At 67.8% G+C, this 26,000-nt stretch carries 25 protein-coding genes, 1 tRNA gene and 1 pseudogene; 9 read left to right on the plus strand and 18 right to left on the minus strand.

The features are described from left to right. Window positions 1-4: 4 nt before the first annotated feature. The 10 genes and pseudogenes from nuoG to ACZ1HC_RS12340 form a co-directional block, all read right to left on the minus strand. The gene (nuoG, locus tag ACZ1HC_RS12295) at window positions 5-2,035 is read right to left on the minus strand and encodes an NADH-quinone oxidoreductase subunit NuoG (RefSeq protein WP_472700236.1); all 2,031 of its coding nucleotides are present in this window, start codon (window positions 2,033-2,035) and stop codon (window positions 5-7) included. 11 nt (window positions 2,036-2,046) lie between these two features. Beyond that, a complete protein-coding gene (locus ACZ1HC_RS12300) occupies window positions 2,047-2,478 on the minus strand; it encodes a DUF5333 domain-containing protein (protein ID WP_472700237.1) in 432 nt (143 codons plus the stop codon). Further along, on the minus strand, window positions 2,475-3,770 hold the full coding sequence (gene nuoF, locus ACZ1HC_RS12305; protein ID WP_472700238.1) for an NADH-quinone oxidoreductase subunit NuoF: 1,296 nt from the start codon (window positions 3,768-3,770) through the stop codon (window positions 2,475-2,477). The genes ACZ1HC_RS12300 and nuoF overlap by 4 nt, the downstream gene beginning before the upstream one ends. Window positions 3,771-3,797: 27 nt before the next feature. Continuing rightward, window positions 3,798-4,013 carry a DUF5337 domain-containing protein gene (locus ACZ1HC_RS12310; RefSeq protein ID WP_472700239.1) on the minus strand — a complete coding sequence of 72 codons (216 nt, stop codon included), beginning with the start codon at window positions 4,011-4,013 and terminating at the stop codon, window positions 3,798-3,800. 81 nt (window positions 4,014-4,094) lie between these two features. Further along, window positions 4,095-5,012: an NADH-quinone oxidoreductase subunit NuoE gene (gene nuoE / locus ACZ1HC_RS12315; RefSeq protein WP_472700240.1), complete on the minus strand. Its 918-nt coding sequence runs from the start codon at window positions 5,010-5,012 to the stop codon at window positions 4,095-4,097. Further along, window positions 5,012-6,251: pseudogene (locus tag ACZ1HC_RS12320) on the minus strand (NADH-quinone oxidoreductase subunit D). Before ACZ1HC_RS12320 ends, nuoE begins: the two are co-directional and overlap by 1 nt. Before the next feature lie 5 nt (window positions 6,252-6,256). Continuing rightward, on the minus strand, window positions 6,257-6,874 hold the full coding sequence (locus ACZ1HC_RS12325) for an NADH-quinone oxidoreductase subunit C (RefSeq protein ID WP_472700241.1): 618 nt from the start codon (window positions 6,872-6,874) through the stop codon (window positions 6,257-6,259). 4 nt (window positions 6,875-6,878) lie between these two features. After that, a complete protein-coding gene (locus ACZ1HC_RS12330) occupies window positions 6,879-7,412 on the minus strand; it encodes a NuoB/complex I 20 kDa subunit family protein (protein WP_472700242.1) in 534 nt (177 codons plus the stop codon). After that, on the minus strand, window positions 7,403-7,768 hold the full coding sequence (locus tag ACZ1HC_RS12335; protein ID WP_472700243.1) for an NADH-quinone oxidoreductase subunit A: 366 nt from the start codon (window positions 7,766-7,768) through the stop codon (window positions 7,403-7,405). The genes ACZ1HC_RS12330 and ACZ1HC_RS12335 overlap by 10 nt, the downstream gene beginning before the upstream one ends. Before the next feature lie 300 nt (window positions 7,769-8,068). Further along, the gene (locus ACZ1HC_RS12340) at window positions 8,069-8,536 is read right to left on the minus strand and encodes a hypothetical protein (protein WP_472700244.1); all 468 of its coding nucleotides are present in this window, start codon (window positions 8,534-8,536) and stop codon (window positions 8,069-8,071) included. A gap of 185 nt (window positions 8,537-8,721) precedes the next feature. Here ACZ1HC_RS12340 and lipA point away from each other — a divergent pair, with 185 nt between their 5' ends. After that, on the plus strand, window positions 8,722-9,672 hold the full coding sequence (lipA, locus tag ACZ1HC_RS12345) for a lipoyl synthase (RefSeq protein WP_472700245.1): 951 nt from the start codon (window positions 8,722-8,724) through the stop codon (window positions 9,670-9,672). 60 nt (window positions 9,673-9,732) lie between these two features. After that, window positions 9,733-9,816: transfer RNA gene (locus tag ACZ1HC_RS12350), tRNA-Leu, on the plus strand. Between the two features lie 62 nt (window positions 9,817-9,878). On the opposite strand, the gene ACZ1HC_RS12355 is transcribed toward ACZ1HC_RS12350, so the two are convergent. Continuing rightward, on the minus strand, window positions 9,879-10,625 hold the full coding sequence (locus tag ACZ1HC_RS12355; RefSeq protein ID WP_472700246.1) for a TerC family protein: 747 nt from the start codon (window positions 10,623-10,625) through the stop codon (window positions 9,879-9,881). Between the two features lie 125 nt (window positions 10,626-10,750). Continuing rightward, on the minus strand, window positions 10,751-11,656 hold the full coding sequence (locus tag ACZ1HC_RS12360; protein ID WP_472700247.1) for a LysR substrate-binding domain-containing protein: 906 nt from the start codon (window positions 11,654-11,656) through the stop codon (window positions 10,751-10,753). A 92-nt stretch (window positions 11,657-11,748) separates the two neighbouring features. Here ACZ1HC_RS12360 and ACZ1HC_RS12365 point away from each other — a divergent pair, with 92 nt between their 5' ends. Beyond that, window positions 11,749-13,230 carry a catalase gene (locus ACZ1HC_RS12365; RefSeq protein WP_472700248.1) on the plus strand — a complete coding sequence of 494 codons (1,482 nt, stop codon included), beginning with the start codon at window positions 11,749-11,751 and terminating at the stop codon, window positions 13,228-13,230. A gap of 105 nt (window positions 13,231-13,335) precedes the next feature. Here the strand turns inward: ACZ1HC_RS12365 and ACZ1HC_RS12370 are convergent, their stop codons facing one another. Continuing rightward, window positions 13,336-14,475: a DUF6456 domain-containing protein gene (locus ACZ1HC_RS12370; protein WP_472700249.1), complete on the minus strand. Its 1,140-nt coding sequence runs from the start codon at window positions 14,473-14,475 to the stop codon at window positions 13,336-13,338. A 218-nt stretch (window positions 14,476-14,693) separates the two neighbouring features. Between ACZ1HC_RS12370 and ACZ1HC_RS12375 the strand changes: the two genes are divergently transcribed. Further along, entirely contained in the window at window positions 14,694-15,101 is a 408-nt protein-coding gene (locus tag ACZ1HC_RS12375) for a DUF6477 family protein (protein WP_472700250.1), read from the plus strand. 509 nt (window positions 15,102-15,610) lie between these two features. Next, window positions 15,611-16,456 carry an invasion associated locus B family protein gene (locus ACZ1HC_RS12380; protein WP_472700251.1) on the plus strand — a complete coding sequence of 282 codons (846 nt, stop codon included), beginning with the start codon at window positions 15,611-15,613 and terminating at the stop codon, window positions 16,454-16,456. A 57-nt stretch (window positions 16,457-16,513) separates the two neighbouring features. Here the strand turns inward: ACZ1HC_RS12380 and ACZ1HC_RS12385 are convergent, their stop codons facing one another. From ACZ1HC_RS12385 to ACZ1HC_RS12400, 4 genes are read right to left on the minus strand one after another with little or no spacing between them, the layout of a single operon-like run. Then, a complete protein-coding gene (locus ACZ1HC_RS12385; protein ID WP_472700252.1) occupies window positions 16,514-17,782 on the minus strand; it encodes a beta-ketoacyl-[acyl-carrier-protein] synthase family protein in 1,269 nt (422 codons plus the stop codon). Next, window positions 17,779-18,045 carry an acyl carrier protein gene (locus ACZ1HC_RS12390; protein WP_472700253.1) on the minus strand — a complete coding sequence of 89 codons (267 nt, stop codon included), beginning with the start codon at window positions 18,043-18,045 and terminating at the stop codon, window positions 17,779-17,781. The genes ACZ1HC_RS12385 and ACZ1HC_RS12390 overlap by 4 nt, the downstream gene beginning before the upstream one ends. Before the next feature lie 8 nt (window positions 18,046-18,053). Further along, entirely contained in the window at window positions 18,054-19,154 is a 1,101-nt protein-coding gene (lpxD, locus tag ACZ1HC_RS12395) for a UDP-3-O-(3-hydroxymyristoyl)glucosamine N-acyltransferase (RefSeq protein ID WP_472700254.1), read from the minus strand. A gap of 41 nt (window positions 19,155-19,195) precedes the next feature. Next, window positions 19,196-20,704 (minus strand): L,D-transpeptidase family protein, encoded by a 1,509-nt coding sequence (locus tag ACZ1HC_RS12400; protein ID WP_472700255.1) that lies wholly within the window; start codon window positions 20,702-20,704, stop codon window positions 19,196-19,198. 399 nt (window positions 20,705-21,103) lie between these two features. On the opposite strand from ACZ1HC_RS12400, the gene mepK reads away from it, so the two are divergent. Then, complete coding sequence (gene mepK, locus ACZ1HC_RS12405; RefSeq protein ID WP_472700256.1) at window positions 21,104-21,664, plus strand: peptidoglycan L,D-endopeptidase MepK; 561 nt, start codon at window positions 21,104-21,106, stop codon at window positions 21,662-21,664. Between the two features lie 153 nt (window positions 21,665-21,817). Next, on the plus strand, window positions 21,818-22,402 hold the full coding sequence (locus ACZ1HC_RS12410; RefSeq protein ID WP_472700257.1) for a TetR/AcrR family transcriptional regulator: 585 nt from the start codon (window positions 21,818-21,820) through the stop codon (window positions 22,400-22,402). On the opposite strand, the gene ACZ1HC_RS12415 is transcribed toward ACZ1HC_RS12410, so the two are convergent. Beyond that, window positions 22,399-23,016 carry a TetR family transcriptional regulator C-terminal domain-containing protein gene (locus ACZ1HC_RS12415; protein ID WP_472700258.1) on the minus strand — a complete coding sequence of 206 codons (618 nt, stop codon included), beginning with the start codon at window positions 23,014-23,016 and terminating at the stop codon, window positions 22,399-22,401. The two genes, ACZ1HC_RS12410 and ACZ1HC_RS12415, sit on opposite strands and share 4 nt — an antisense overlap. Before the next feature lie 201 nt (window positions 23,017-23,217). Here ACZ1HC_RS12415 and ACZ1HC_RS12420 point away from each other — a divergent pair, with 201 nt between their 5' ends. Both ACZ1HC_RS12420 and hydA read left to right on the plus strand, forming a co-directional pair. Then, the gene (locus ACZ1HC_RS12420; RefSeq protein WP_472700259.1) at window positions 23,218-24,483 is read left to right on the plus strand and encodes a Zn-dependent hydrolase; all 1,266 of its coding nucleotides are present in this window, start codon (window positions 23,218-23,220) and stop codon (window positions 24,481-24,483) included. 64 nt (window positions 24,484-24,547) lie between these two features. After that, window positions 24,548-25,999 (plus strand): dihydropyrimidinase, encoded by a 1,452-nt coding sequence (hydA, locus tag ACZ1HC_RS12425; RefSeq protein ID WP_472700260.1) that lies wholly within the window; start codon window positions 24,548-24,550, stop codon window positions 25,997-25,999. Window position 26,000 lies beyond the last annotated feature (1 nt).

The following is a 26,000-nucleotide window of genomic DNA, read 5'->3' on the forward strand; positions in this document are numbered from 1 at the left end:
GCCGTCACTCGGCCGCAAGGGCGGGCGCGTTGCGCGCCGCGGCCATCCGCGACAGTTCGCCCATCAGGGGGGACGACCGCGCGATCGGGTTGGTCAGATAGAAGTCCTTCACGGCGTTGCGGAAGGCCCCGCGGCCCATGTCCAGCCGCTGCAGGGGCTGCCAGTCGTTTTCCGCGACCTCGTCGATGCGCGCCAGATGCGGCACCGCCTGGATCAGCGCGCGGCGCAGGTCGGCCAGGCTGTCCCAGGGCAGCGTCGCGCCCAGTTCGGCTGACAGCGCCCGCAGGATCGCCCAGTTCTCCTTGGCTTCCCCCGGCGTGAAGTTCGCGCGCAGGGCAAGCTGCGGGCGGCCTTCGGTGTTCACGAACAGGCCGTTTTCCTCGGTATAGCAGGCGCCCGGCAGGATGATGTCGGCGCGATGGGCGCCGCGGTCGCCGTGGCTGCCCTGATAGATCACGAAGGCGCCGTTCTCGGAGGCCGGCGCCACGTCCACTTCGTCGGCGCCCAGGTTGTAGATCACCTCGGCGCCGTCGATGGCCGCGGCCAGACCGCCCTCGGTCACGGCGCCCACATCCATCGCCCCCACGCGCGAGGCGGCGGTATGCAGGATCAGCAGCTTGCAGTCGTCCAGTTCGCAGATGCGCATGGCGTTGGCCAGCACCGCCTCGCCATCGGCCTCGGACAGGGCGCCCTGTCCGACGATCACGATGCCGGGCGTGCCCTTGCTGGACTGGAAGTCGCCCCTGACCAGTTCGGACAGCGCCGCGCGGTCCGCGCCGTGGTGGTGATAGTCATAGGTCAGATCCACCGCCTCGCCCACAAGCGCGACCTGCGCGCCCTGCGCCCAGGCCTTGCGGATCCGGGCGTTCAGCACCGGGGCCTCGTCGCGCGGGTTGGTGCCGATCAGCAGGATGCGCCTGGCCCGGTCGATATCGGCGATCCTGGCGGTGCCGACATAGGCCCCGCGGTTGCCCGCAGGCAGCCGCGCGCCGTCGGTGCGGCATTCGACGTGCCCGCCCAGGCCTTCGATCAGCTGCCTGAGACTGAAGGCGGCCTCGACCGGGGCCAGATCGCCCACCAGCCCCGCCACCCTGCGGCCCTTCATCGCCGCCGCCGCCGCGCGCAGGGCCTCGTCCCAGGTGGCCGGGCGCAGCTTGCCGTTCTCGCGGATATAGGGCTTGTCCAGCCGCTGGCGGCGCAGCCCGTCCCAGACGAAGCGGGTCTTGTCGCTGATCCACTCCTCGTTCACGTCGTCGTGGTTGCGCGGCAGGATGCGCATGACCTCGCGGCCCCTGACATCGACGCGGATGTTGCTGCCAAGCGCGTCCATCACGTCGACCGTCTCGGTCTTGCGCAATTCCCAGGGACGCGCCTTGAAGGCGTAGGGCCGGTTGACAAGCGCCCCCACCGGGCAGAGGTCGATGATGTTGCCCTGCAGGTTCGAGGCCAGCGTCTCGTTGAGATAGCTGGTGATCTCGCTGTCCTCGCCGCGGCCGGTCTGGCCCATCTGGCTGATGCCGGCGACCTCGCTGGTGAAGCGCACGCAGCGCGTGCAGCTGATGCAGCGGGTCATGTGGGTCTCGACCAGAGGCCCCAGGTTCAGCTCCTCGGCGGCGCGCTTCGGCTCTCGATAGCGGCTGAAGTCCACGCCGTAAGCCATTGCCTGGTCTTGCAGATCGCATTCGCCGCCCTGGTCGCAGATCGGGCAGTCCAGCGGATGGTTGATCAGCAGGAACTCCATCACGCCCTCGCGGGCCTTCTTGACCATCGGGCTGTTGGTGCGGATCTCGGACGGGGCGCCGTCGGGCCCGGGGCGCAGATCCTTGATCTGCATCGCGCAGCTGGCCGTGGGCTTGGGCGGGCCGCCCACCACTTCCACAAGGCACATGCGGCAGTTGCCGGCGATCGACAGCCGTTCGTGATAGCAGAAGCGCGGAATCTCGATCCCCGCCAGCTCGCAGGCCTGGATCAGGGTCAGGTTGGGATCGACCGCGATCTCGGTCCCGTCAATCTTGATCGTGCGCAAATCGGCCATCGGTTTCTTCCTTACCTGGCAACCAGAAGCGATCCGGCGATCGTCCCCCGGGCTATCTCTTGCTGCCCCAGACGGCAGAATGTCTCGGGCTGGCCGTTCACCACCCCGTTGGCGGTCATGTAGCGGTCGGCCTCGGCATAGATGCGGCGGCGTTCCTCGCGGCTGTCGAGGAAGGCCTCGATCTGCGCCTCGCTGTAGCCCTGCTCGCGCGCGTAACGTTTCAGCTTGCGGGCCTCCGAGAAGGCGCGGATCAGCCGGGCATCAAGCGTCGGGCAGCCCCTGCGCAGGACATCGGCCACGCGCGCTTGGATCAGGCTGTCGTTGATGTGGCGTTCCTGCGACAGCGGGGGCAGCGCGGCGGCAGGACCGGCAAGCGCGACCGCGCCGGACAGCGCCAGAAGCGCCGCCCTTGCCCTGAAGCGATATGCCGGTGCCGACCTCATTCCGCGGCCATCGCCCCCATGCGGCCGGTGCGCCTGGCCTTGATGCGATCCTCGATTTCCTCGCGGAAGTTGCGGATCAGGCCCTGGATCGGCCAGGCGGCGGCGTCGCCCAGGGCGCAGATGGTGTGGCCCTCGACCTGCTTGGTCACGTCCAGCAGCATGTCGATCTCCTCGACCTCGGCATCGCCGCGCACCAGGCGGTCCATGACGCGCATCATCCAGCCCGTGCCTTCGCGGCAGGGCGTGCACTGGCCGCAGCTTTCGTGCTTGAAGAACTTGGACAGCCGCCAGATCGCCTTCACGACATCGGTGGACTGGTCCATGACGATCATGCAGGCGGTGCCGAAGGACGACCGCAATTCGCGCATCCCGTCGTAATCCATGACGGCGTTTTCACACTGTTCCGCCGTCAGCACCGGGCAGGAGGCGCCGCCGGGGATCACCGCCTTGAGGTTCTTCCAGCCGCCGCGGACGCCGCCGCCGTGCTTCTCGATCAGCTCCTTCATGCTGATCGACATGGCTTCCTCGACCACGCAGGGGGTGTTGACGTGCCCGGTCAGGCCGAACAGCTTGACGCCGGCGTTGTTGGGCCGGCCGAAGCCCGCGAACCATTCCGGCCCGCGCCGCAGGATCGTCGGGGTCACGGCGATGGATTCGACGTTGTTCACCGTCGTCGGGCAGCCATAGAGCCCGGCCCCCGCCGGGAAGGGCGGCTTCATCCGGGGCATCCCCTTCTTGCCTTCCAGGCTTTCCAGCAGCGCGGTTTCCTCGCCGCAGATATAGGCGCCGGCCCCGTGGTGCAGATAGAGGTCGAAATCCCAGCCCGATCCGGCCGCGTTCGCGCCCAGAAGCCCGGCGTCATAGCATTCGTCGATGACGGCCTGCAGCGCCTCCCGCTCGCGGATGAACTCGCCCCGGATATAGATATAGGCCGCGTGCGCGCCCATGGCGAAGCTGGCGATCAGCGCGCCCTCGATCAGCGTGTGCGGATCGTGGCGCATGATCTCGCGGTCCTTGCAGGTCGCGGGTTCGGATTCGTCGGCGTTGATGACCAGGTAGGACGGGCGGCCGTCGGATTCCTTGGGCATGAAGGACCATTTCAGGCCCGTCGGAAAGCCCGCACCCCCGCGCCCCCGCAGACCCGAGGCCTTGACCTGTTCGACGATCTTGTCGCGGCCCCGGGCGATAATCTCGGCCGTTCCGTCCCAATGGCCGCGCTTGCGCGCTCCGGCCAGGCTGCGGTCGCCCATCCCGTAGAGGTTGGTAAAAATGCGATCCTGATCTTTCAGCATCCTGTCCTCGATCCTCTCGCGCGGGCGTCAGGCCTTCCTGCGCCGCCAGATACGCCAGGTCACGATCAGCGACCAGACAAAAGCACCAATGGCGGCCAGATCCGCCAGATAAGCCCATTTCCCGGCCCAGCCATAGTGCTGGCCAAGCCATTGAACCAGCAGCCAGACCGCCATGGCCCCCGCGATGACGATGCCCACAAGGCGCAGCTGCCCCGCGTCGCGGTCGCGGCCCTCGTCCGCCATCACGCCGCCCGCCACAAACGGGGCCGCCGGTTCGGGATCAGGGTCGTGGCCGCCATCGCATCGTTCCGTCGCTGCGCCGCCTCAGCGGCCGGTTGCATCATCCTTCTGTTCCGCCTGCTCGACGGCCCGGGTGCCGGCCGGTTCACGGTCCGATCGCGGACGCCCTGCGGATGCCGCGGGCGCTTCCTGCACGGTCACGCCGGTCGGGTCGGCGGGCTCGCCCGAGCCGGGCTGTGGATGGCGTTCGGGGGCGCTGTCCACACCGCTGCGGTCGTCCGCCGCGGCTTCGGGCCGGCGCAGCCACTTGGTCAGGATCGGCACCTCGGTCCCGTCGATGCGCTTGACCGTCTCGCCGATGTCGCGCGCCAGGGCAGCGCTGGCGTTCAGGTCGTCGCCCTGGCCCTTCAGCCCGGCAAGCGCGACCGGCCCGCCCAGCGGTTCCGAAGAAAAGCGGCCGTTCTGCGGGCCCGGCAGAGGAACCTGCCCGGCCGAGAAGGCGTCGATGAGATCTTCCAGCTTCGCGGCCGTCAGATCCTCGTAGTAGTCCTTGCCGATCTGGGCCATCGGCGCGTTGGCGCAGGCGCCCAGGCACTCGACCTCTTCCCAGCTGAACTTGCCGTCGGCCGACAGCGTATGCGGCGTCGGCGCGATCCTGCGCTTGCAGACCTCGATCAGCTCGCCCGCCCCGCAGATCATGCAGGTGGTCGTGCCGCATATCTGGATATTGGCCACCGAACCAACGGGTTGAAGCTGGAACATGAAGTAGAATGTCGCCACTTCCAGGGCCCGGATATAGGGCATCCCCAGCAGGTCGGCGCAATATTCGATGGCCGGCCGCGACAGCCAGCCTTCCTGTTCCTGAGCGCGCCACAGCACCGGGATGATCGCCGACTGCTGGCGGCCCTCGGGATACTTGGTCATCTGGGCGCGCGCCCATTCCAGGTTGGCGGGCGTGAACTCGAAGCTGTCCGGCTGGACGGGCGAAAGGCGGCGGAGCATCAGCGGTCAACCTCTCCGAACACGACGTCGATGGTGGCGATCAGCGCCGGCACATCGGCAAGCAGATGCCCCCGGGCAAGATAGTCGATGGCCTGCAGGTGCTGGAAGCCGGGGGCCTTCAGCTTGGCCCGGTAGGGCTTGTTGGTGCCGTCGCTGACCAGATAGACGCCGAACTCTCCCTTGGGGGCCTCGACCGCGGCATAGACCTCGCCTGCGGGGACGCGGAAGCCCTCGGTGTAAAGCTTGAAGTGGTGGATCAGGCTTTCCATGTCGCGCTTCATGTCGCCGCGCCTGGGCGGCGTCAGCTTGCCGCGCGCCAGCACGTCGCCCGGACCTTCCGCCCGCAGCTTCTGGACCGCCTGCTTCATGATGCTGGTCGATTCGCGCATTTCCTGCATGCGGATCAGGAAGCGGTCATAGCTGTCGCCGTTCTTGCCGATGGGGATCCTGAAGTCGAACTCGCTGTAGCATTCGTAGGGCTGCGACCGGCGCAGGTCCCAGGCAAGCCCCGAGGCGCGCGCCATCACCCCGGTGAAGCCCCAGTCGAGCGCATCCTGTTCGGTGGCGACGCCGATCCCCACCAGCCGCTGCTTGAAGATCCGGTTCTCGGTCAGCAGCGTGTCCAGGTCGTCCAGGACCTTCGGGAAGGATCTCGCACCAAGCCTCGATGTCGTCCAGCAGATCGGGCGGCAGATCCTGGTGAACCCCGCCGGGGCGGAAATAGGCCGCGTGCAGGCGCGCGCCGCTGGCCCGCTCGTAGAAGATCATCAGCTGCTCTCGCGCCTCGAAGCCCCACAGCGGCGGGGTCAGCGCGCCCACGTCCATCGCCCCGGTGGTGACGCCCAGGAGGTGGTTCAGGATGCGGCTGATTTCCGAATAAAGGACCCGGATCAGACTGGCGCGGCGCGGCACCACGGTGCCCGTCAGACGCTCGATCGCCAGGCACCAGGCGTGTTCCTGGTTCATGGGCGAGACGTAGTCCAGCCGGTCGAAATAGGGCAGGTTCTGCAGATAGGTCCGGCTTTCCATCAGCTTCTCGGTGCCGCGGTGCAGCAGGCCGATATGCGGGTCCGCGCGTTCGACGATCTCGCCGTCAAGCTCCAGCACCATGCGCAGCACGCCATGCGCCGCGGGGTGCTGGGGGCCGAAGTTGATGTTGAAGTTGCGGATCTTCTGTTCGCCCACCAGTATGTCCGACGAGCCGTCGTCATAGGTGTCGGTGCGGATGTCGCCGTCCATGGCCCTTACCCCTTGGTCTTCTCGTCGCCGGGAAGGACATATTGCGTTCCCTCCCAAGGCGACAGAAAGTCGAACTGGCGGTATTCCTGCGTCAGCCTGACCGGTTCATAGACCACGCGCTTCTCGGATTCGTCGTAGCGAAGCTCGACATAGCCGGTGGTCGGGAAATCCTTGCGCAGCGGAAAGCCGGTAAAGCCGTAATCCGTGAGGATGCGCCGCAGGTCCGGGTGCCCCGAGAACAGGATCCCGAACATGTCGAACACCTCGCGCTCGAACCAGTTGGCGCAGGGATAGATCCGCACCAGCGAGGGCACGATCTCGTCCTCGCGGATGGCGGCCTTCACGCGGATGCGGTGGTTCTGATACATCGACAGCAGGTGCCAGACCAGGTCGAAGCGCTGCGGACGTTCGGGGTGATCCACCGCGGTGAAGTCGATCAGCGTCGTGAAGCGGCAGCTGCTGTCGCTGCGCAGGAACTCGATCAGGTCGAGGATGCCGGAGACGGTGGTGGTCACCGTCAGTTCCCCGAACGCGATATGGGTGTCCAGGATGTCGTCGCCGCGCCGCAGCTTGATATGCTCGGCCAGTTGCTCCAGCGCCTCGAGGTCGGGATAGACGGACATCGGCCTACCTCACCAGCGTGCCGGTGCGCCGGATGCGGCGCTGAAGCTGCAGGATGCCGTAGAGCAGCGCCTCGGCCGTCGGGGGGCAGCCTGGAACATAGATGTCCACGGGAACGATCCGGTCGACGCCGCGCAGCACCGAATAGCTGTAATGGTAATAGCCGCCGCCATTGGCGCAGCTTCCCATGCTGATGACATAGCGCGGCTCGGGCATCTGGTCATAGACCTTGCGCAGCGCGGGCGCCATCTTGTTGGTCACGGTGCCGGCGACGATCATCAGGTCCGACTGGCGTGGAGAGGCGCGCGGAGCGATGCCGAAGCGCTCGACATCGTAGCGCGGCATGGCCACGTGCATCATCTCGATCGCGCAGCAGGCCAGGCCGAAGGTCATCCAGTGCAGGCTGCCGTTGCGCGCCCAGTTGATGATGTCCTCGGTGGTGGTCAGCAGGTAACCCTTGTCCTGCAACTCGCGGTTCAGGCTGGCCGTCGCGACCTCGCGGTCGGAACCGGCCGTGTTCGCCCCGGTCATCACGCCCATTCAAGCGCCCCTTTCTTCCATTCGTAGGCAAAGCCCACGGTCAGCACGCCCAGAAACACCATCATCGACCAGAAGGCAGCCTCGGACAGGCCGGCGAAGCTGACCGCCCAGGGGAACAGGAAGGCCACTTCCAGGTCAAAGATGATGAACAGGATCGACACCAGATAGAAACGCACGTCGAACTTCATCCGCGCGTCGTCGAAGGCGTTGAAGCCGCATTCATAGGCGCTGACCTTCTCGGGGTCGGGATTGCGCACCGCAACCACGGCGGCCGCAAGGATCAGGATCAGCGCCAGCGCCGAGGCCATGCCCGCGAAGACGAGGATCGGCAGATAGTCCTGAAGCAAGGTTTCCACGGGCAAGTTCCCCTGTCGGCCGCGGACAAGCTGTAGCTGCCCGCGACGGGTTGGCTGAGCGTCCGTTTAGACCCCTGTGCCTGCGGGGTCAACGGGCGCAAGGCCCCACCACGGCGCGGATTTCGCGGCGTCCCGGCGATGTTCCGAAGCGCGGCGGCCGGCAGGCCCGGCCGTCACAGGCTTTCAGATGGTCATGGGAACGCCGCTCTGCAAGGGATGGCCAGCGCCCGACGGACCATGAAAAAAGGCAGCCCGCGGGCCGCCTTTTCCATTTCGTCGCCGTTCCTTGCAGAGGGGGTCTTACATCCCGGCAGCCTGGCAGTCGGCCAGAGTGATGAGCGTCATGTTGATGGTCCCGGTGAACTCGTCCTGGTCCTGGTTCCCTTCCAGACCGGTCGTCGCGGTCACCGCTGCATCGGTGTCGCCAGCCGCGGCCGTGGCGGGGTTGGGCGAGTCGTCATCGGCATTGCCCTCGTTGCCATGGGTCGGCATCGCGCCGCTCATGGTTCCGGCATCCTCGTCCAGACCGTTCGATTCCACCGAATCGTCGTCGGCGTTGCCCGAGTTGCCCTCCTCGCCCCCCGCGGTCGTCGCGCCCTCGGCCGCGTCGTCGGAACCCATGGCCAGGGTGCGGCAATGTTCGGCCACGGCGGCGCGGTCGGCCTCGTTGATCTGCTGGGTGCCGATCATGTTCTGGGCGAAGGCGGCGGGCGCAAGGCCCATCGCGGCGGCCAGGGCAATCGGGGCGGTCAGGGTCTTGAACTTCATTGCGGTTCTCCATCGGGGGGTTGTGTTGCGGTATTGCTGAACCAACACGCAACCGGCCCGCTTGTTCCGGCAATCCTGCGCACACGAACATCGTGTCGCGGCAAGGCGGGCCCGCGCGGCCCGGCGTTGCGTTCGAGGGGCCGAAGGTCTATCTGAAGGGGAACCGCGACCGAAAGGACAGGGCCTTGCGCGATCTTCGGATTCCCGATCAGAGACACCCGGAAAAGGCCCATCGGCCGGACCAGGAACAGCCCAGGAAGCCCGCCTGGATCCGTGTCAAGGCGCCCACCTCGGACGGCTACAGGCGCACCCGCGACATCATGAAGGAGAACCGCCTGTCCACCGTCTGCGAGGAGGCGGGCTGCCCCAATGTCGGCGAATGCTGGTCCCAGGGCCATGCCACCATGATGATCATGGGCGAGATCTGCACCCGCGGCTGCACCTTCTGCAACGTGGCCACCGGCAAGCCCGGCGCGCTCGACGTCTTCGAACCCGGCCGCGTCGCCCATGCCGTGCAGAAGCTGGGACTGAAGCACGTCGTCATCACCAGCGTGGACCGCGACGATCTGGACGACGGCGGGGCCGACCACTTCGCCCAGACCATCCGCGCCATCCGCCACCGCAGCCCGGATTCGACGATCGAGGTGCTGACCCCCGACTTCCTCAAGTCGAAGCCCGGCGCCCTTGAAACCGTGGTCGAGGCGCGGCCCGACGTGTTCAACCACAACCTCGAGACGGTGCCCGCCCTCTATCCCACGGTCCGGCCCGGCGCGCGCTACTTTCATTCTCTGCGGCTCTTGCAGAAGGTCAAGGAACTGGACCCGGCGATGTTCACCAAGTCCGGCATCATGGTCGGCCTGGGCGAGGATCGGGGCAGCGTGCTGCAGGTCATGGACGACATGCGCGCGGCCGACATCGATTTCATGACCATCGGCCAGTATCTGCAGCCGACGCCCAAGCATCACCGGGTGGCCCGCTTCGTCACGCCCGAGGAGTTCGCGGGCTACGAACGCGCCGCCTATGGCAAGGGCTTCCTGATGGTCTCGGCCACGCCCCTGACCCGGTCATCCTATCATGCGGGCGACGATTTCGCCCGGCTGCGGGCGGCGCGGCTGCAGAAGCTGGGCCGCGCCTGACGCCCCTGCCCGGGCGCCCTCTTGCCAAGCGCCCTGCCCCGCGCTAGGCCACGGTCCAGGGCCCGAGTGGCGGAATGGTAGACGCAGCGGATTCAAAATCCGCCGCCGCAAGGCATGTCGGTTCGAGTCCGACCTCGGGTACCAGCCCTGATCGACAGCGAAGGCGACGCGGCCCGCATGATGCGGCCCTTGCCGCGCCCCGGGCTTCAGTGGGCAGCCGCCTTCTTGCGCTGCCGGGCATTCCTGGCCCACATGTTCAGGCCCTCGACCGCCGCCGAGAAGGCCATGGCGGCATAGACATAGCCTTTCGGGACATGGACGCCGAAGCCCTCGGCGATCAGGGTCGTGCCGATCAGCAGCAGGAAGGACAGCGCCAGCATCACGATCGTGGGGTTCTTGCCGATGAAGGCCGCCAGCGGATTCGCTGCCAGCAGCATGACGGTCACGGCGGTGATGACGGCGACGACCATGATCTCGACATGCGGGGTCATGCCCACGGCGGTGATGATGCTGTCGATCGAGAACACCAGGTCCAGGATCAGGATCTGCACGATGGCGCTGCCGAAGGTGACGCCCACGACGCCGATCATGCTGTCCTCGTGATCGGTGGGATCGACATGGTGGTGGATTTCCTTGGTGGCCTTCCAGACCAGGAACAGGCCCCCGGCGATCAGGATCATGTCCTTCCAGGACAGCTCGTTGCCCAGGATGGTGATGACGGGCTGGGTCAGCTGCACGATCCAGGCGATCGTCGCCAGCAGCCCCAGTCGCAGGATCAGCGCCAGGCCGATGCCGACCTTGCGGGCACGCTCTCGCTGGCCTTCGGGCAGCTTGTTCGACAGGATCGAGATGAACAGAAGGTTGTCGATGCCCAGCACGACCTCCATCACCACAAGGGTGCCCAAGGCCACCCAGGCCTCGGGCTGCTGCATGAGGGCCAGTATGTTCTCCATGAATTCTCCTGTTGCTGCATGGTGTTGCACCGCAAAGGCGCGGTAGCCGGCTTTTGTTCCGCGCGGCCTTGGACCGCGCCTGGGAAACCGGCGCGCGAGGCCTAGCGGACAGGGGTGCGGCCTGTCTAGTCCGCCATGACGGCCCGGCCCGCCAGCCGCAGCGTCTCGGCTAGGTCGTCGAACCAGCCCCCGGCGGGCGTCGTGGCCCGGCGCAGCAGCAGGATCTGCCGGCAGGGCTGCGGGTCCGGGAAGGCCACCGTGGCCAGCCCGGGGGCTGCCGCGCATTCCTGCCGGACCGCCAGGCGCGGCAGGAAGGTCATGCCCATGCCCTGCGCCGCCAGCCGGCACAGCGTGGACAGCGATGCCGCGCCCAGGTTCAGCCGGGCGCCGCGCCGCCCCAGGCCGCAGACCTCCAGCGCCTGATCGCCCAGGCAATGCCCTTCGTCCAGAAGAAGCAACTGCCCCGGATCCAGGTCACGCGGCTCGGGGCGGGCGGTGCCCATGCGGGCGATGCGGTCCCGGCTGCCGGCCAGCAGGAAGGGGTCGGTGAACAGCGGCACCGCCACCAGATCCCCGGCCTCGGGCGGGGTGGCGACCACGGCCACGTCCAGGCGCCCCAGAAGCAGCTCATCCACCAGCCGGTCGGTCTGCGCCTCTCGAAGATGCAGATCCCGGCTGAGATCGCGGGCGCGCAGGATCGGCAGCGCCTCGGGCAGCAGATAGGGGGCGACGGTCGGGATCATTCCCAGCATCAGCCGCCCGCCCTGCCCCGGCTGGCGCGCCGCCTGCTCCAGCCCCGCCATCGCCGCCATCACCTGCCGGGCATGGGCCTCGATCACGCGGCCCTGCGGGGTCAGGACCACGCCCTGCGGCGTGCGCTCGACCAGGGGCGTGCCGATATCGTCCTCGAGGGCGCGGATCTGCATCGACAGCGCGGGCTGCGTCACATGCGCGGCCTCGGCGGCCCGGGTGAAGTTCCCCTCCTGCGCCAGGGCCAGGAAATAGCGCAGCTGCCGCAGCGTGATGTTCATCAGGCCTCCTTATCATCATGATATGAATATTCGATTTCTCTTTATCTGGTCGTTCTGCAAGAAGCGATCAACTTATGTTAAGGAGCCGCAGCATGAGCCACGACACCTTTCGCCCCCGCATGACCACCACCGCCGGCGCGCCCATCGCGTCGAACCAGCACAGCGAAACCGCGGGCGACCGCGGGCCGGTCCTGATGCAGGATTATCAACTGCTGGAAAAGCTGGCCCACCAGAACCGCGAACGGATCCCCGAGCGGGTCGTTCACGCCAAGGGCTGGGGCGCCTTCGGCACCTTCACCGTCACCCACGACATCACCCGCTACAGCTGCGCCTCGATCTTCGGCGCGGTCGGCAAGACCACCCCGATGCTGGCGCGGTTCTCTACCGTGGCCGGAGAGATGGGCGCGGCCGATCACGAACGCGACGTGCGCGGCTTCGCGCTGAAGTTCTATACCGACGAGGGCAACTGGGATCTGGTCGGCAACAACACCCCGGTGTTCTTCGTGCGCGATCCGCTGAAGTTCCCTGATTTCATCCACACGCAGAAGCGCCATCCCCGCACCAACCTGCGCAGCCCCACCGCCATGTGGGACTTCTGGGGCCAGGTTCCCGAATCGCTGCATCAGGTGACGATCCTGATGTCAGACCGGGGCCTGCCGCAGGATCCGACCTTCATGGACGGCTTCGGCAGCCACACCTATTCCTTCTGGAACGGCGACGGCGAACGCTTCTGGGTGAAGTTCCACTTCAAGACCCAGCAGGGCCACCGCTTCTATACCAATGACGAGGCCGCCCGGATCATCGGCCAGACCCGCGAGGGCTACCAGGAAGCGCTGTTCGGCAAGATCGAGCGGGGCGAATTCCCCCGCTGGACGATGTTCGTCCAGATCATGCCGGAACTGGACGCCGAAAAGACCCCCTACGACCCCTTCGACCTGACCAAGGTCTGGCCGCATTCGGACTATCCGCTGATCGAGGTCGGCCAGCTCGAGCTGAACCGCAACGCCGACAACTATTTCGCCCAGATCGAGCAGGCGGCATTCAGCCCGTCCAACAAGGTGCGCGGGATCGGCTACAGCCCCGACAAGATGCTGCAGGCGCGCGTCTTCAGCTATGCCGACGCCCATCGCTACCGGCTTGGGACGCATTACGAACACCTGCCGGTGAACGCGCCCAGATGCCCGGTCCACCACTATCACAAGGACGGGCAGATGAACTTCTTCGGCCAGGTGACGGGCAGCACCGACGCCTATTACGAACCCAACAGCCGCGGCGGCGCGGTCGAGGATCCGGCCTTCGCCGAACCGCCGCTGCGCCTGTCGGGGGTGGCCGCCCGCCAGCCGCACCGCCAGCTGATCGACGACTACGAACAGCCCCGCGCGCTGCATGACCGGGTGCTGAACGACGAGGAGCGGGCGCGTCTCTACAGGAACATCGCCGCGGCGATGGAGGGCGCGGACGAGGATGTTCTGGCCCGCGTGCTGGTGCATTTCGACCGCATCAGCCCCGCCTATGGGGCGGGGATCCGGGCGGCGCGGGCGGAACGGGCCAATCAGGCGATCGCGGCCGAATAGGCCGGCCCGGATCCAGGGTTTGTCGTAGCCAGTGATCGTTTTCGGTCTGCGCGTAACCCGTTCCCTGTTACGGAAGGGGCGCCCCCCGGGCGCCCCTTCTGCCTGTCAGCCGATCAGGCGCGAGCCGCTGCCGTAGGTTTCCTCGTAATGGCGCTCCAGCCGCATCAGGGCCAGGCGCAGCACGATCTTTCCCGACCGGGCCGACCACCCCAGCCGGCGTTCGGTCAGTTCGATCCCCTCCAGAAAGCAGCAGACCCGCAACACGATGTCGCCCATTCCCGGACCAAGGTCGCGCAACGCCATCGCCACCCGGTCGCGGGCCGATTCCGAGCCGCCGCGATAGCCCCCGCCGCTGCGGCTGACGTCGATGCCCGAGGTCATGAAGCCGGTCCAGTTCTGCGTCACGCGGGGCCCCATCTGCGCCAGTTCGAAATCCTCGCGCAGCCGTTCGCCCGCGGCGATCATCCCGGCGGACAGGAACGGCTTGCCCGCGTTGTCGCGCCGCCGCGCCAGAAGCAGCAGCGGGCTTTCGGCGATGTTCACCCGGGTGCGGCGCCGGCGGCCATCCTCGGGATCCTCGATGACCCGCTTTTCCCAGACGCGGTGGCGGTCGGCGTGATCGAAGCCCGCGGGCGCTTCGGCCATGCCGCTGACGTTGTCGTTGGCGACGGGGCTGGCTTCGCTGAAGTCGGCGGGACCGGGCACCGCCTTGCGCTGCCGGGGCGAGCGCAGCATCCCGCGCAACGCCTCGCGACCGGCGGCGGCGATGGTGTATCGCTGCATCCGTCCCGGCGCCGCGGCGGGCAGGACCCAGCCCCGCAGCGCCATCACCTCGGCGGTGCGGCGATCCAGGACCGCCGTCCTGATGTCGTCGCGGCTGACGATCGCCTTGTCCATGCCGTCGGCGGTCACCAGCACCGCGCCCGGTTCGGCCAGGCGCCGCAGGATCCGCAGCAGCTGCCGGTCGTCGATCTGGCCGGGCCGTTCGGCCGTCTCGTTCAGGGCGCCATCGACCAGGGGATCGTCGCGCCGCGCCTCGAATCGGCGGATGCGGCGCAGGATCGTCGAGGCGTGGCAGCCCTCGGACCGCGCCAGGGAACGGATCGACTGACCGCCTTCGACATGGCAAAGATACAGACGGGCGTCATCCGGCATCCCGTCGGAGGGGGTGGTCGTCGTCCCGCTTGGACAACGGTGCTCCGCAGCAAGAGGGTCGATGGCGAAATCACCGGTCAAAAGCGTCATGTCTTGTCCCTTGTCATCCTCGGCAGCAGGGGGAACTGAACTGCCTTGGGTTGCGTTAAGCGTGGTTAATGAACGGCTGATATCAGCAGCTAGCCGCAACATTCCCTAACAAATCCTAAAGATCTGTTGCCCCAGCGAACGCTGCGATAAACACAACGGCAACACCCGCTGAGGTTGTGTGAAGCTGTCCTCACCAACCAGAACGGGACAGTCCTACCATGACCTACATGCCGAACGTGATCGCCTTCCGTCCCCGCCCCGCCGGGGAATCGCTGCGCCGCCCCCGCATCCTGATCCGCGCCGCGCGCGAGGGGCAGGCCGGGTGGCGCCGCGAACGCGACCTGCGGCGCCTGTTGCGGCTTGACCATACCCCCGCCCCGGGCGCTGCCCTGCCCCGCCTCCGGGCCGAGGAAGCCCTGCAGAACGACGCCCGGCTGCAACGCGCGGCCGATTACGACATGCACCGCCATGTCCTGCTGATGATCGCCATCCTGGCCGAGATGCGCGCCGCCGTGGCGGACAGCCCGGCCCCGGTGCGGGCGGGTGCGGGCCTGGGCGCGGCGATGCTGGCGCAGGTGGGCATGGCGCTTTGCGTCGCCGGAACGGCGATCCCGGCGCATCCGTGACCAGGCCTGGGACCGATCCTGTGCCGGGGCACACGTCAGCGCCCTTCGGGCGGCGGTGGGGGCGCCTGTCCTGCCCCGCCTGCGCCGCCCGCCGCTGTTGCACGCCGCGCCGTTGCGGCGTCCGCGCCGACAACACAATGTTAAACCTTTCATGCCAGTATGGGATTCGTTCGGCATCATGGTCGTCGATGCCCGAACCTTCCTCCCTGTTGGACTGCCGCGCCTTCGGGCGCGGCTTTTTTATGGGAAACCTGTCCATCTGACCAGTTGACGGATCGCCGGGCCGCGACTAGCCTGCCCTCCAATGATGACCGGCCAGTCCGGCAGGGAGAGGTTCGCCATCGGGCGATTGGGTCGTGGTTCGTGCCACGACCCTTTTATTTTTGCTGGGCCGCCTTTGGCGGAACGCGGTCAAGCCACGGTGAACGGCGTTGCCCGCTTGCACAATGACAAACCGGAACGGACATGCTAGGCCCGCCCGACGCACTGAGCTAAGGGACGACACAACCATGCCATTCAAACCTTCGCAGGCCCTTCTGGCGGCCCTTGCCGTGATCGCGGCGCCGGCCTTCGCGCAGGACGGCGCCCCGGCGGCGCCAGAAACCTCCGGGGCCCAAACCCCTGCGGCCCAAGCCCCCGATGCGCAGGCTCCGGCGGCGGAAGCTGCGGCGGCCCCGGCACCTGCGGACACCGATGCGCCAGCGGCGGCCCCGGCACCTGCGGACACCGATGCGCCAGCGGCGGCCCCGGCACCTGCGGCCGCCGATGCCCCCGCCGCGGCCGGTGGCGCGGCCGCCCCGGCGGCGGGAACCGCGCCTGCCGCCAATGCCGAGCCGCAGGTCGGGCAGTACTACGTCAAGGAAACCCATCAGGACTGGTCCACCCGCTGCCTCAGGATCGACCAGGGCAAGGATCCGTGCGAACTGTATCAGCTGCTTGAGGACAGCGAGGGCAATGCCGTGGCCGAGATGACCTTGATCCCGCTGCGCAACAGCGCCGAGGTCGCGGCGGGCGCCACGCTGGTGGCGCCGCTGGAAACCGATCTGGTGCAGGGCCTGGGCTTCGCGGTCGGCACCGCCGAGCCGCGCGGCTATCCCTTCAATTTCTGCGCCCCGGCGGGTTGCGTGTCGCGCATGGGCTTCACCCAGGCTGAGCTGGATGCGCTTAAACGGGGCGCCAACGCCACCGTGACGCTGCTGCCCTTCGGCGGCGACCGGGAAAATCCCGTGCGGCTGACGCTGTCTCTGGCCGGGTTCACCGCCGCTTTCGACGCGCTCACGGCCTATGCCAACCAGCCGGCCCCCGCCGAGGAAGCCCCGGCCCAGGCGCCTGCCGCCGAGACGCCGGCCGACTGACCGGCAGATGCGGACCGCGCCCGTCGGGATTCCGGCCGGGCGCGGTCGTTCCGGCCCTCAGATCCGCCGCAGCGCGATCACCGCGTTCAGCCCGCCAAAGGCGAAGGCGTTGGAGAGGACGGCCTCGACCCGCGCATTGCGGGCCTCGTTCGGGACGACGTCCAGGGCGCATTCGGGATCGGCTTCCTGATAGCCGATGGTGGGTGCCACCACACCGTCGCGCAGCGCCATGATGCAGGCCAGCAGTTCCACCGCCCCGGTGCCGCCGATGACATGGCCGTGCATCGCCTTGGTGGACGAGATCATCAGCCGGTCGGCATGATGGCCGAAGGCATGGGCCACGGCGGCGCATTCGGTCTTGTCGTTGGCCGCGGTGCCGGTGCCGTGGGCGTTGATATAGCCCACGTCCTCGGGGTTCAGGCCGGCGTCCTGCAGGGTCGCGGTGATGGCGCGTTCGGCCCCCTGGGCCGAAGGCATCACGATGTCCTGCGCGTCCGAGGACATGGCGAAGCCCACCACCTCGGCCAGGATGTCTGCGCCGCGGGCATGGGCGTGTTCGTAATCCTCGAAGACGAAGACGCCCGCGCCCTCGCCCTGGACCATGCCGTTGCGATTGGCGGAAAACGGGCGGCAGGCGTCGCGGGACATGACGCGCAGCCCTTCCCAGGCCTTGACGCCGCCAAAGCACAGCATCGCCTCGGAGCCACCGGTCAGCATCACCTGCGCGCCCCCCGACCGGACCATCTGGAAGGCAAGACCCATCGCGTGGTTGGAACTGGCGCAGGCGGTGGCCACGGTGAAGGCAGGGCCGCGCAGCCCGAACTCCATGCTGACATGGCTGGCGGCGGCGTTGTTCATCAGCTTGGGGACGACGAAGGGGTGGACGCGGTTCTTCCCTTCCTCGTAGACGGTGCGGTAGTTCTCGTCCCAGGTGTTCAGCCCGCCGCCCGCCGTGCCCAGCACCACACCCGCCCGCAGGCCGAGTGCCCCCTGGAAATCAAGCCCGGACTGGGCGACGGCCTGCTTGGCCGACAGCAGCGCGAACTGCGTGAACTTGTCGTAAAGCAGGATCTGCTGGCGGTTGAAGTAATCCTCGGCCTGCCAGGGATGGACCTGCGCGCCGATCTGGATCGACAGCCTCTCGACGTCGCGGAACTGCAGCGGGCCGATGCCGCAGCGGCCCTCGCGGAAGGCCGCCAGCGTTGTCGGCACGTCGTGGCCAAGCGCGTTGATCGTGCCCGCCCCGGTGATGACGACCCGGCGCTGCCCGTCCTGCCGGGTGAAGGCTGCCGGGGCAGCCTTTCGCGCTGCCTTCCCCCGTTTCATGCGGCCTTCTGCGCCACCAGGCGCTCGACCGCCGCGATGATGGTGCCCATGGTCGAGATGTCGAAGTCGGACTTGCCCGGTTCGTTGGCATTGAACGGGATCGAGATGTCGAACTCCTCCTCAAGCGCGAAGATGGCTTCCACCAGGCCAAGGCTGTCGATGCCCAGGTCCTGCGGGGTGGCATCGTCGGGGATCTGGCCGGGCTCCAGCATGGCCTGATCGGCGATGATCGCCCTGATGCGGTCCCTGATCTGGTCGGTCATGAAGCCTCCTAGCCCTTTTCCAACAGTCGTGTCACGGCCTGCTGAAGCCGCGCGAGTTGTTCGGCGTAGCGCGGCAGGCGGCGGACGGCCTTCTGGATTTCCAGCTGGGTCTCCATCTTGACCGCCGGGTTGCCCAGGATCACGCGGCCCGCGGGCACGCGGGTGAAGATCTTGCTGGCCCCGCCGGCGATCACGTCGTCGCCCACCTCGATGTTGTCGTTCACGCCAACCTTTCCGGCCAGGACGACGCGGTTGCCGATCCGCGCGGACCCGGCGATTCCGACCTGCGAACACAGCAGGCAATCCTCGCCCACGGTCACGTTGTGGCCCAGCATCACCAGGTTGTCGATCTTGGTGCCGCTGCCCACGCGGGTGGCGCGGATCGTGCCGCGGTCGATGGTGGCGTTGGCGCCGATCTCCACGTCGTCGCCGATCTCGACCCCGCCCAGCGAATGGATGCGGGTCCAGTGCTGCTGCCTGATCTCCTCACGCGCGCCCAGGGTGCGGCGGATTTCCTCGATCCCGGATTCCTCGGGGGTGACGAAGGAAAAGCCGTCGCCGCCGATCACGGCGTTGGACTGCACGATCAGCCGGTCCCCTGCCGTCACGCCGTGGGCGATGCGCACGCCCGCGTTCAGCAGGACCTGATCGCCCAGCCGCGATCCGCGGCCGATGCTGACATGCGGCCCGATCCGCGCATCTCGCCCGATCCGCACGTCGGCGCCGATCACCGCGAAGGGCGCCACCGCCGCGCCCTCGCCGATCTGCGCCGACGGGTCGATCACCGCGGTCGGGTGGATGCCCGGGGCAATGTCGGGGCCGGGGTCGAAGACCCGCGTCACGCCCGCCATCAGCAGGCGCGGGCGCGGCGCGAAGATGGCGGCCTTCAGGCCAAGCGCCTGGGGATCGGTGCCTTCGGCCAGGATCGCCATGCTGCCCGGCTTCAGCATCGCGGCGTATCGCGGCGACATGGCCAGGGCGATGACGCCGCCCTCCGGGCCTGCCGGACCGGCCGCCTGCGGTTCGCCCGCCGCGGTGACGGGCAGGCCCAGGTCCCCCCAGGCCTCGGCCCCAAGCGCCTGCGCCAGTTCCCCGATGGTCGTCGTCATGGCTAGCCCCCTTGTCCGAAAGGGGCTTAGACTTTCCGGGCCTATGAATCCAGCCCGGCCTTCTGGATTGCCTCATAGAGCGCGGCGTCGCGCCCATAGACATCCTCGAACCGGCGGATGGTTCCGTCGGCGTCGGGGAAGGCGGTGAAATAGACCAGATGCACGGGCACCGAAGGCGTGAGCTTCAGCCAGACCTCGTCCTTGCGGTCCAGGGCGCGCTGGAACATCGCCTGCGGATCCTCGGTCTGCCGGGACAGCAGCGCATGGGCCAGATCGAAGGGGTCGCCGATGCGGATGCAGCCGTGCGAATGGGCGCGGGTGGCGTTCTGGAACAGGTGCTTGGTCGGCGTGTCGTGCAGATAGATGTTCCAGGGGTTCGGGAAGATGAACTTCACCAGCCCCAAAGCATTGTCATCGCTGGGTTTCTGCCGCAACCGATAGGGAAAGCTGGATGCCGTGTAGCGGCCGAAGTCGATGTCGCCGCGGGACATCACCCGGCCGTTGCCGTCCACCACATCCAGATGCGGCACGGCGTGCCGGTTGGCCTGCAACTTGGGCAGGTATTCCTTGACGGTGATCGACCGCGGCACGTTCCACCGCGGATTGACCACCACATACTCCATCTGGTCCGAAAACTCGGGCGTCTGGCGGTCGGCTTCGGTGCTGCCGACGACGGTGCGGGTGCGGAACGTCTCGACGCCGTTTTCGACGATGCGGGCGGTGTATTCGGGGATGTTCACCCAGACGTGACGGGCCTGCAGATCCTCGGACCCCATCCACCGCATCCGCTCAAGCGCGGCGACGATGGCGCGCTTGCGGCTGTCCTGGGGCACGTCGCCGTTCAGGTGGGCGATGGTCCGGGGGCCGGCGATGCCGTCAGGGGGCAGCCCGACCGCCGCCTGATACCGCGCCACCGCATCCGCAAGAGCCGCGTCATAAAGCCGCGGGTCGTCCGCGGGCGCGGCAAAGCCCCCCGCCTCGAGCCGCGCGCGCAACGGCAGGACGCCAGCGCCCCGCGCGCCCAGGCGCCACGTCGCCACAGCGGCGCGCGGCAGGTCGGCGGGCATGGTCAAGGGTTGGTCTGCCGCCAGTGCGCGCTGCAGTGCCAGATAGGCCGGATGGCGGGGTTGCAGGTCCAGCAGGAACCGCTGGGGGTCCGGCGCCTGGACGAAGTCGCGGATCAACCCGTCGACGGGCGGGCGCCGGACCTCGCGCTTGATGAGCGGATCGACCGAATCAGGGCGAATCACCCCGCCGATCATGTCGCGGATATAGCGGGCAAGGATGCGGGCCTGCGCGATCTCGGCCCCGATATCCGCGGCATCGGCGGACAGCGCAGCCGCGTCATAGCGGCCTGCGGGGATTCCGTGCTGGGGCGCGGTGGCAACGGCATCCTGCAGGGCGGTGCGCAACCTGGCGCCATCGGGCCCCATGAAGATCGGGCGCAGCCCGTGGGCGCCGTAGTACGCCGCAAGATCGGGTTCCGTCGCCGCGGCTTCGGCCAGCGCCATGTCCCGGGGGCTGAAATCCAGCCGTGGTGCCGCGGCCACACCAAAGGCCCCGGCCAGACCGGGTTGCGGCTGTGCAACCCCCGATTGTGCGCCCAACATCAAGGCAATAACCGCCACAAGTGCCCTGCCGCGCATCGTCATTCCTTCTTTATGCCGTTTGGATTCTGCCAGTTTCCCAACCACTTCTCCAGCAAATGCTGGGACGGAAGCAGGCGTTCGACAGCATGGTTGCAAGCGCGCCACAGCCGCGCGGCGCATCTGCCACAAGATCGTGTTCTCGGCAGGATTTCGCCTAAAGTTGTGCGATACTGACGCAACAGGCAGGAAATCCGTTCCCGAGCGCACGAGGTTTTGACATATTGTTAGCTAACCGGAGATAACTTCGGGGCGTCGCAGGGGATGCGGCGGAAAAAGACGAAGCGGGACAGGCGATCTGACATGACATTCGACCTTCTTTCACGTCGCGGCATCCTTGGTGTGTTCGCGGCTACAACCGTGGCGGCAGCACCCGTGATGGCGAACGCCTTCGGGTTGCTGCGCGGGGCCGGCGACATGCGCCGCATCCGCATGTATTCCGGGCGGACCGGCGAAAGCCTGGACACCGTCTATTGGGTTGACGGAAAATACATCCGCGAGGCCCTGAACGAGATCAACATCTTCATGCGCGACTGGCGGTCGGGCGAGGTCATCGGCATCGATCCCCGCACCGTGGACGTCGCCGCCGCCTCGCACCGGCTGCTGCAGACCAACGAACCCTACATGATGCTGTCGGGCTACCGCTCTCCGCGCACCAACGCCATGCTGCGCCGCACCTCCAGCGGGGTGGCGCGCAACTCGCTGCACCTGGTGGGCAAGGCAGCCGACCTGCGGCTGAAGTCGCGGTCGGTGGGCCAGATGTACAGCGCCGCCATGTCCTGCCGCGCCGGCGGGGTGGGCAAGTATTCGCGGTCGAACTTCGTCCACATGGACTGCGGCCCGATCCGCACCTGGGGCGCCTGAAGCGCCCTTCCTTCCCGCACGTGCAGGCCGCCCTGACGCGCGGCCTGCATAGAACATCGCCGCCGCGCCGCGCGTCAAGGCGATGCGCCTTGACGACCCGGCCCGGTTGCTGACACCTTTCCCGGGCAGGGGACGACCACGGGAAGGCGCAAGATGCCGCAGACGACGCGCCGCTACCGCACGGCCAAGAAGATCCAGGCGACCGCCATCCAACTGGCCGTGCGCGATGGTCTGGCCAATGTCACGACCGAGGCGATCGCCCGGGAAGCGGGGATCAGCACCCGCACCTTCTTCAACTATTACCCCTACAAGGAAGCGGCGATGATGGGTCCGCCGCCCGATTACCCCGCCGATGCGTCCGAGCAGTTCGTTGCAGGCCGCGGCACGCTGATCGAGGATCTGGACCGGCTCATCACCGCGCATCTGACGCGGTTTCTGGACGAACGCGACCTGCTGCGCCACATCCTTGCTCTGTCCAACACCGATCCCAAGCTGGACGCGCTGCGCAACTCGACCATCCTGTCGCGCCGGGCGCAGATGCGCGCCCTGCTGTGGAAGCGCTGCCCCGATGCCAAGCCCGCCCAGATCGAGATCCTGGCCGCGGCTGTCGTGGCCGCCACCAATGCCGCCACCAAGGCCTGGGCCAGCGGCGAGGTGGACGACTTCATCGCCGCCGCGCGCGAGAACCTGACCATGATCCAGTCCGCCGCCGGCTTGCTGACGCAGCGCCCGGCCTAGACCGCCAGCATCCTGCGATAAAGGTTGTCCAGGAAGGTGCCGGCCTCGGCGAAGGGATCGTGGCCGGGCCCAAGCACCGCGCGCACCTGCACGTCGAAATCCGCGTAATGCTGGGTCAGCGCCCAGATGGAAAAGATCAGGTGGCGCGGCTCGACGGCGGCCAGGCGCCTCTCGTCCATCCAGCCCTGCAGGATCGCGGCCGCCTGATCGACCACCTCGCGCAGGCCGCCGCCCAGGATCTCGGTCAGGTGGGGCGCGCCCTGCAGGATCTCGTGGGCGAAAAGCCGGCTTTCGCGGGGAAAGCGGCGCGACATCTCCAGCTTGGCGCGCACGTAGCCCAGCACCTCGGCCAGAGGATCGCCCTGCGGGTCGATGCGGGTCATGGGCGCCAGCCACATGTCCAGTAGCGTGGTCAGCAGGGTCTTGTGGATGTCGTCCTTGGAGGCGAAGTAGTAAAGGACATTGGGCTTGGACAGGCCCGCGGCGGCGGCGATCTGGTCGATGGTCGCGCCGCGGAAGCCGTTGGCGGAAAAGGCCGACAGCGCGCCTTCCAGGATCAGGTCGCGGTTCTTCTGCTGGATGCGGGACAGCACCGGCCCGGTGTCTTCTGCCATTCCAGCCCCCCTTGCTGATGCAATTCCAGGCATCGCCCTGGCAGTCGCGGCGACAGGCGCGTGAACGCTTGACTGAACCCTGCCCCGTGGTAGCGTGATCCTGACCAATCGGTCAATAATGGAAGGGGGCCAGCCCCCGGGGACCAGATCCCATCAAGCCAACCCCGCGCCAGAACGGGGGCACGACAGGAAGGACAACGGATGACCGACGCCAGCGGGGCGGTTCCGGCTGCCAACATGACGATCGACGGCGAACGGTTGTGGGACAGCCTGATGCAGATGGCCCGGATCGGCCCGGGCGTGGCGGGGGGCAACAACCGCCAGACCCTGACCGACGCCGATGCCGAGGGGCGCGCCCTGTTCCGCCGCTGGTGCGAGGAGGCGGGCATGACCATGGGCCTGGACCGCATGGGCAACATGTTCATGCGCCACGAGGGCGCCGAGCCCGACCTCGATCCCGTCTATATCGGCAGCCACCTGGACACCCAGCCCACCGGCGGCAAGTTCGACGGGGTCCTGGGCGTGCTGTCGGGGCTGGAGGTGATCCGGACGGTCCGCGACCTGGGCATCCGCACCCGCCGCCCCATTGTCGTGACGAACTGGACGAACGAGGAAGGCGCCCGCTTCGCCCCGGCCATGCTGGCCTCGGGGGTCTTTGCCGGCGTGCTGACCGAGGATTACGCCAACGGCCGCACCGACGCCGAGGGCAAGCGCTTCGGCGACGAACTGGACCGCATCGGCTGGCGCGGCGACGAGGCTCCGGGCGACCGCCGCATCCACGCCATGTTCGAATACCACATCGAACAGGGCCCGATCCTGGAAGCCGAGGGCCGGCAGATCGGCGTCGTCACCCACGGCCAGGGCCTGTGGTGGCTGCAGGTGACGCTGACGGGCAAGGACGCGCACACCGGTTCGACGCCGATGCACATGCGGGTCAATGCGGGCCTGGGCATGGCGCGCATCATCGAGGCCGTGCACCGCATCGCGATGGACCACCAGCCCGACGCCGTGGGTGCGGTCGGCCAGGCCAACCTGTGGCCGAACAGCCGCAACGTGATCCCCGGCCGCGCCGTCTTCACCGTCGATTTCCGCTCGCCCGACCTGGCCAAGCTGACCGCCATGCGCGACAGGCTGGAACGCGAGGCCCCAGCCATCGCCGCGGATCTGGGCCTTGGCATCGAGATCGAGCCGGTCGGCCATTTCGACCCGGTCGCCTTCGATCCGGGCCTGGTCGCCAAGGTCCGCAGCGCGGCCGAGCGGCTGGGCTACAGCCACATGGACATCGTGTCGGGCGCGGGCCACGACGCGTGCTGGATCAGCCGCGTCGCCCCCACGGTGATGATCATGTGCCCCTGCGTCGGCGGGCTGTCCCACAACGAGGCCGAGGAGATCAGCCCCGAATGGGCCAAGGCGGGCGCAGACGTGCTGCTGCACGCGGTGCTGGATGCGGCCGAGATTGTCCGCTGAGGCGGACGAAGGCCCCGGGGCTTGCGCCCCGCGGGCCATGTGAACCAGGATGAAAGGGATGGGGATGAGCACGGTTATTCGGGGCGGAACCATCGTTACCGCCGACCTGACCTACAAGGCGGATGTGTTGATCGAACAGGGCCGCATCGCCGCCATCGGCCAGGGGCTGACGGGCGACAGGGTGCTGGACGCCACCGGCTGCCTGGTCATGCCGGGCGGGATCGACCCGCACACCCATCTGGAGATGCCCTTCATGGGCACCTATTCCAGCGACGACTTCGACAGCGGGACGCGGGCGGCGCTGGCGGGCGGGACGACGATGGTGGTGGATTTCGCCCTGCCCTCGCCCGGCCAGGGGCTTCTGGACGCGCTTCAGATGTGGGACAACAAGTCGGGCCGCGCGCATTGCGACTACAGCTTCCACATGGCGGTGACCTGGTGGGATCAGCAGGTCTTCGAGGAAATGGCGCAGGTGGTGGATCGCGGCATCACCAGCTTCAAGCATTTCATGGCCTACAAGGGCTCGCTGATGGTGAACGACGACGAACTGTTCGCCAGCTTCCGCCGGGTGGGCGATCTGGGCGGGATCGCGATGGTCCATGCCGAGAACGGCGACGTCGTGGCCGAACTGTCCGCCCGCCTGCTGGCCGAGGGTAATACCGGCCCCGAGGCCCATGCCTATTCCCGTCCGCCTCAGGTCGAGGGCGAGGCCACCAACCGCGCCATCATGGTGGCCGACATGGCGGGGGTGCCGCTTTACGTGGTCCATGTGTCCTGCGAGGATAGCCACGAGGCGATCCGCCGCGCCCGCGCCCAGGGCAAGCGCGTCTGGGGCGAGCCGCTGATCCAGCATCTGACGCTGGACGACAGCGAATATCTCAACCCCGACTGGGACCACGCCGCGCGCCGCGTCATGTCGCCGCCGTTCCGCAACAAGATGCACCAGGACAGCCTGTGGGCCGGGCTGCAATCGGGATCGCTGTCCTGCGTGGCGACGGATCATTGCGCCTTCACGACGGAACAGAAGCGCTATGGCCTCGGCGATTTCACCAAGATCCCCAACGGCACCGGCGGGCTCGAGGATCGGATGCCGATGCTGTGGACGCATGGCGTGGGAACCGGCCGGCTGACGCCGAACGAGTTCGTGGCCGTCACCTCGACCAACATCGCCAAGATCCTGGGGATGTATCCCAGGAAGGGGGCGGTGCTGGTGGGCAGCGACGCCGATCTGGTGGTCTGGGATCCCGAGGCCGAAAAGACCATCAGCGCCGGCAGCCAGCAATCGGCCATCGACTACAACGTGTTCGAGGGGCAGCGGGTCAAGGGCCTGCCGCGCTATGTGCTGACGCGCGGGCATGTCGCGGTGACGGATGGTACGCTGGACAGCCGCGAGGGGCATGGCGAGTTCGTCGCCCGCGAACCGCGCGGCACCGTGAACCGGGCGCTGTCGGCCTGGAAGGAACTGACCGCGCCCCGCCCGGTGGAGCGGTCGGGCATCCCGGCCAGCGGGGTGTGAC

The sequence above is a fragment of the Paracoccus sp. BR5-17 genome, assembly GCF_055693925.1.

Bases quoted from the DNA above. Each gene is read 5' to 3' on its own strand.
- mepK (WP_472700256.1), top strand. From the start codon at position 21,104: ATGACATTCGACCTTCTTTCACGTCGCGGCATCCTTGGTGTGTTCGCG.
- lpxD (WP_472700254.1), bottom strand. From the start codon at position 19,154: ATGACGACGACCATCGGGGAACTGGCGCAGGCGCTTGGGGCCGAGGCC.
- nuoE (WP_472700240.1), bottom strand. From the start codon at position 5,012: ATGCTCCGCCGCCTTTCGCCCGTCCAGCCGGACAGCTTCGAGTTCACG.
- ACZ1HC_RS12370 (WP_472700249.1), bottom strand. From the start codon at position 14,475: ATGACGCTTTTGACCGGTGATTTCGCCATCGACCCTCTTGCTGCGGAG.
- ACZ1HC_RS12360 (WP_472700247.1), bottom strand. From the start codon at position 11,656: ATGAACATCACGCTGCGGCAGCTGCGCTATTTCCTGGCCCTGGCGCAG.
- ACZ1HC_RS12385 (WP_472700252.1), bottom strand. From the start codon at position 17,782: ATGAAACGGGGGAAGGCAGCGCGAAAGGCTGCCCCGGCAGCCTTCACC.
- nuoG (WP_472700236.1), bottom strand. From the start codon at position 2,035: ATGGCCGATTTGCGCACGATCAAGATTGACGGGACCGAGATCGCGGTC.
- nuoF (WP_472700238.1), bottom strand. From the start codon at position 3,770: ATGCTGAAAGATCAGGATCGCATTTTTACCAACCTCTACGGGATGGGC.
- ACZ1HC_RS12380 (WP_472700251.1), top strand. From the start codon at position 15,611: ATGCCATTCAAACCTTCGCAGGCCCTTCTGGCGGCCCTTGCCGTGATC.
- ACZ1HC_RS12390 (WP_472700253.1), bottom strand. From the start codon at position 18,045: ATGACCGACCAGATCAGGGACCGCATCAGGGCGATCATCGCCGATCAG.
- ACZ1HC_RS12310 (WP_472700239.1), bottom strand. From the start codon at position 4,013: ATGGCGGACGAGGGCCGCGACCGCGACGCGGGGCAGCTGCGCCTTGTG.
- ACZ1HC_RS12340 (WP_472700244.1), bottom strand. From the start codon at position 8,536: ATGAAGTTCAAGACCCTGACCGCCCCGATTGCCCTGGCCGCCGCGATG.
- ACZ1HC_RS12325 (WP_472700241.1), bottom strand. From the start codon at position 6,874: ATGTCCGTCTATCCCGACCTCGAGGCGCTGGAGCAACTGGCCGAGCAT.
- ACZ1HC_RS12300 (WP_472700237.1), bottom strand. From the start codon at position 2,478: ATGAGGTCGGCACCGGCATATCGCTTCAGGGCAAGGGCGGCGCTTCTG.
- ACZ1HC_RS12420 (WP_472700259.1), top strand. From the start codon at position 23,218: ATGACCGACGCCAGCGGGGCGGTTCCGGCTGCCAACATGACGATCGAC.
- ACZ1HC_RS12410 (WP_472700257.1), top strand. From the start codon at position 21,818: ATGCCGCAGACGACGCGCCGCTACCGCACGGCCAAGAAGATCCAGGCG.
- ACZ1HC_RS12355 (WP_472700246.1), bottom strand. From the start codon at position 10,625: ATGGAGAACATACTGGCCCTCATGCAGCAGCCCGAGGCCTGGGTGGCC.
- ACZ1HC_RS12415 (WP_472700258.1), bottom strand. From the start codon at position 23,016: ATGGCAGAAGACACCGGGCCGGTGCTGTCCCGCATCCAGCAGAAGAAC.
- hydA (WP_472700260.1), top strand. From the start codon at position 24,548: ATGAGCACGGTTATTCGGGGCGGAACCATCGTTACCGCCGACCTGACC.
- ACZ1HC_RS12330 (WP_472700242.1), bottom strand. From the start codon at position 7,412: ATGGGCGTGATGACCGGGGCGAACACGGCCGGTTCCGACCGCGAGGTC.
- ACZ1HC_RS12365 (WP_472700248.1), top strand. From the start codon at position 11,749: ATGAGCCACGACACCTTTCGCCCCCGCATGACCACCACCGCCGGCGCG.
- ACZ1HC_RS12375 (WP_472700250.1), top strand. From the start codon at position 14,694: ATGACCTACATGCCGAACGTGATCGCCTTCCGTCCCCGCCCCGCCGGG.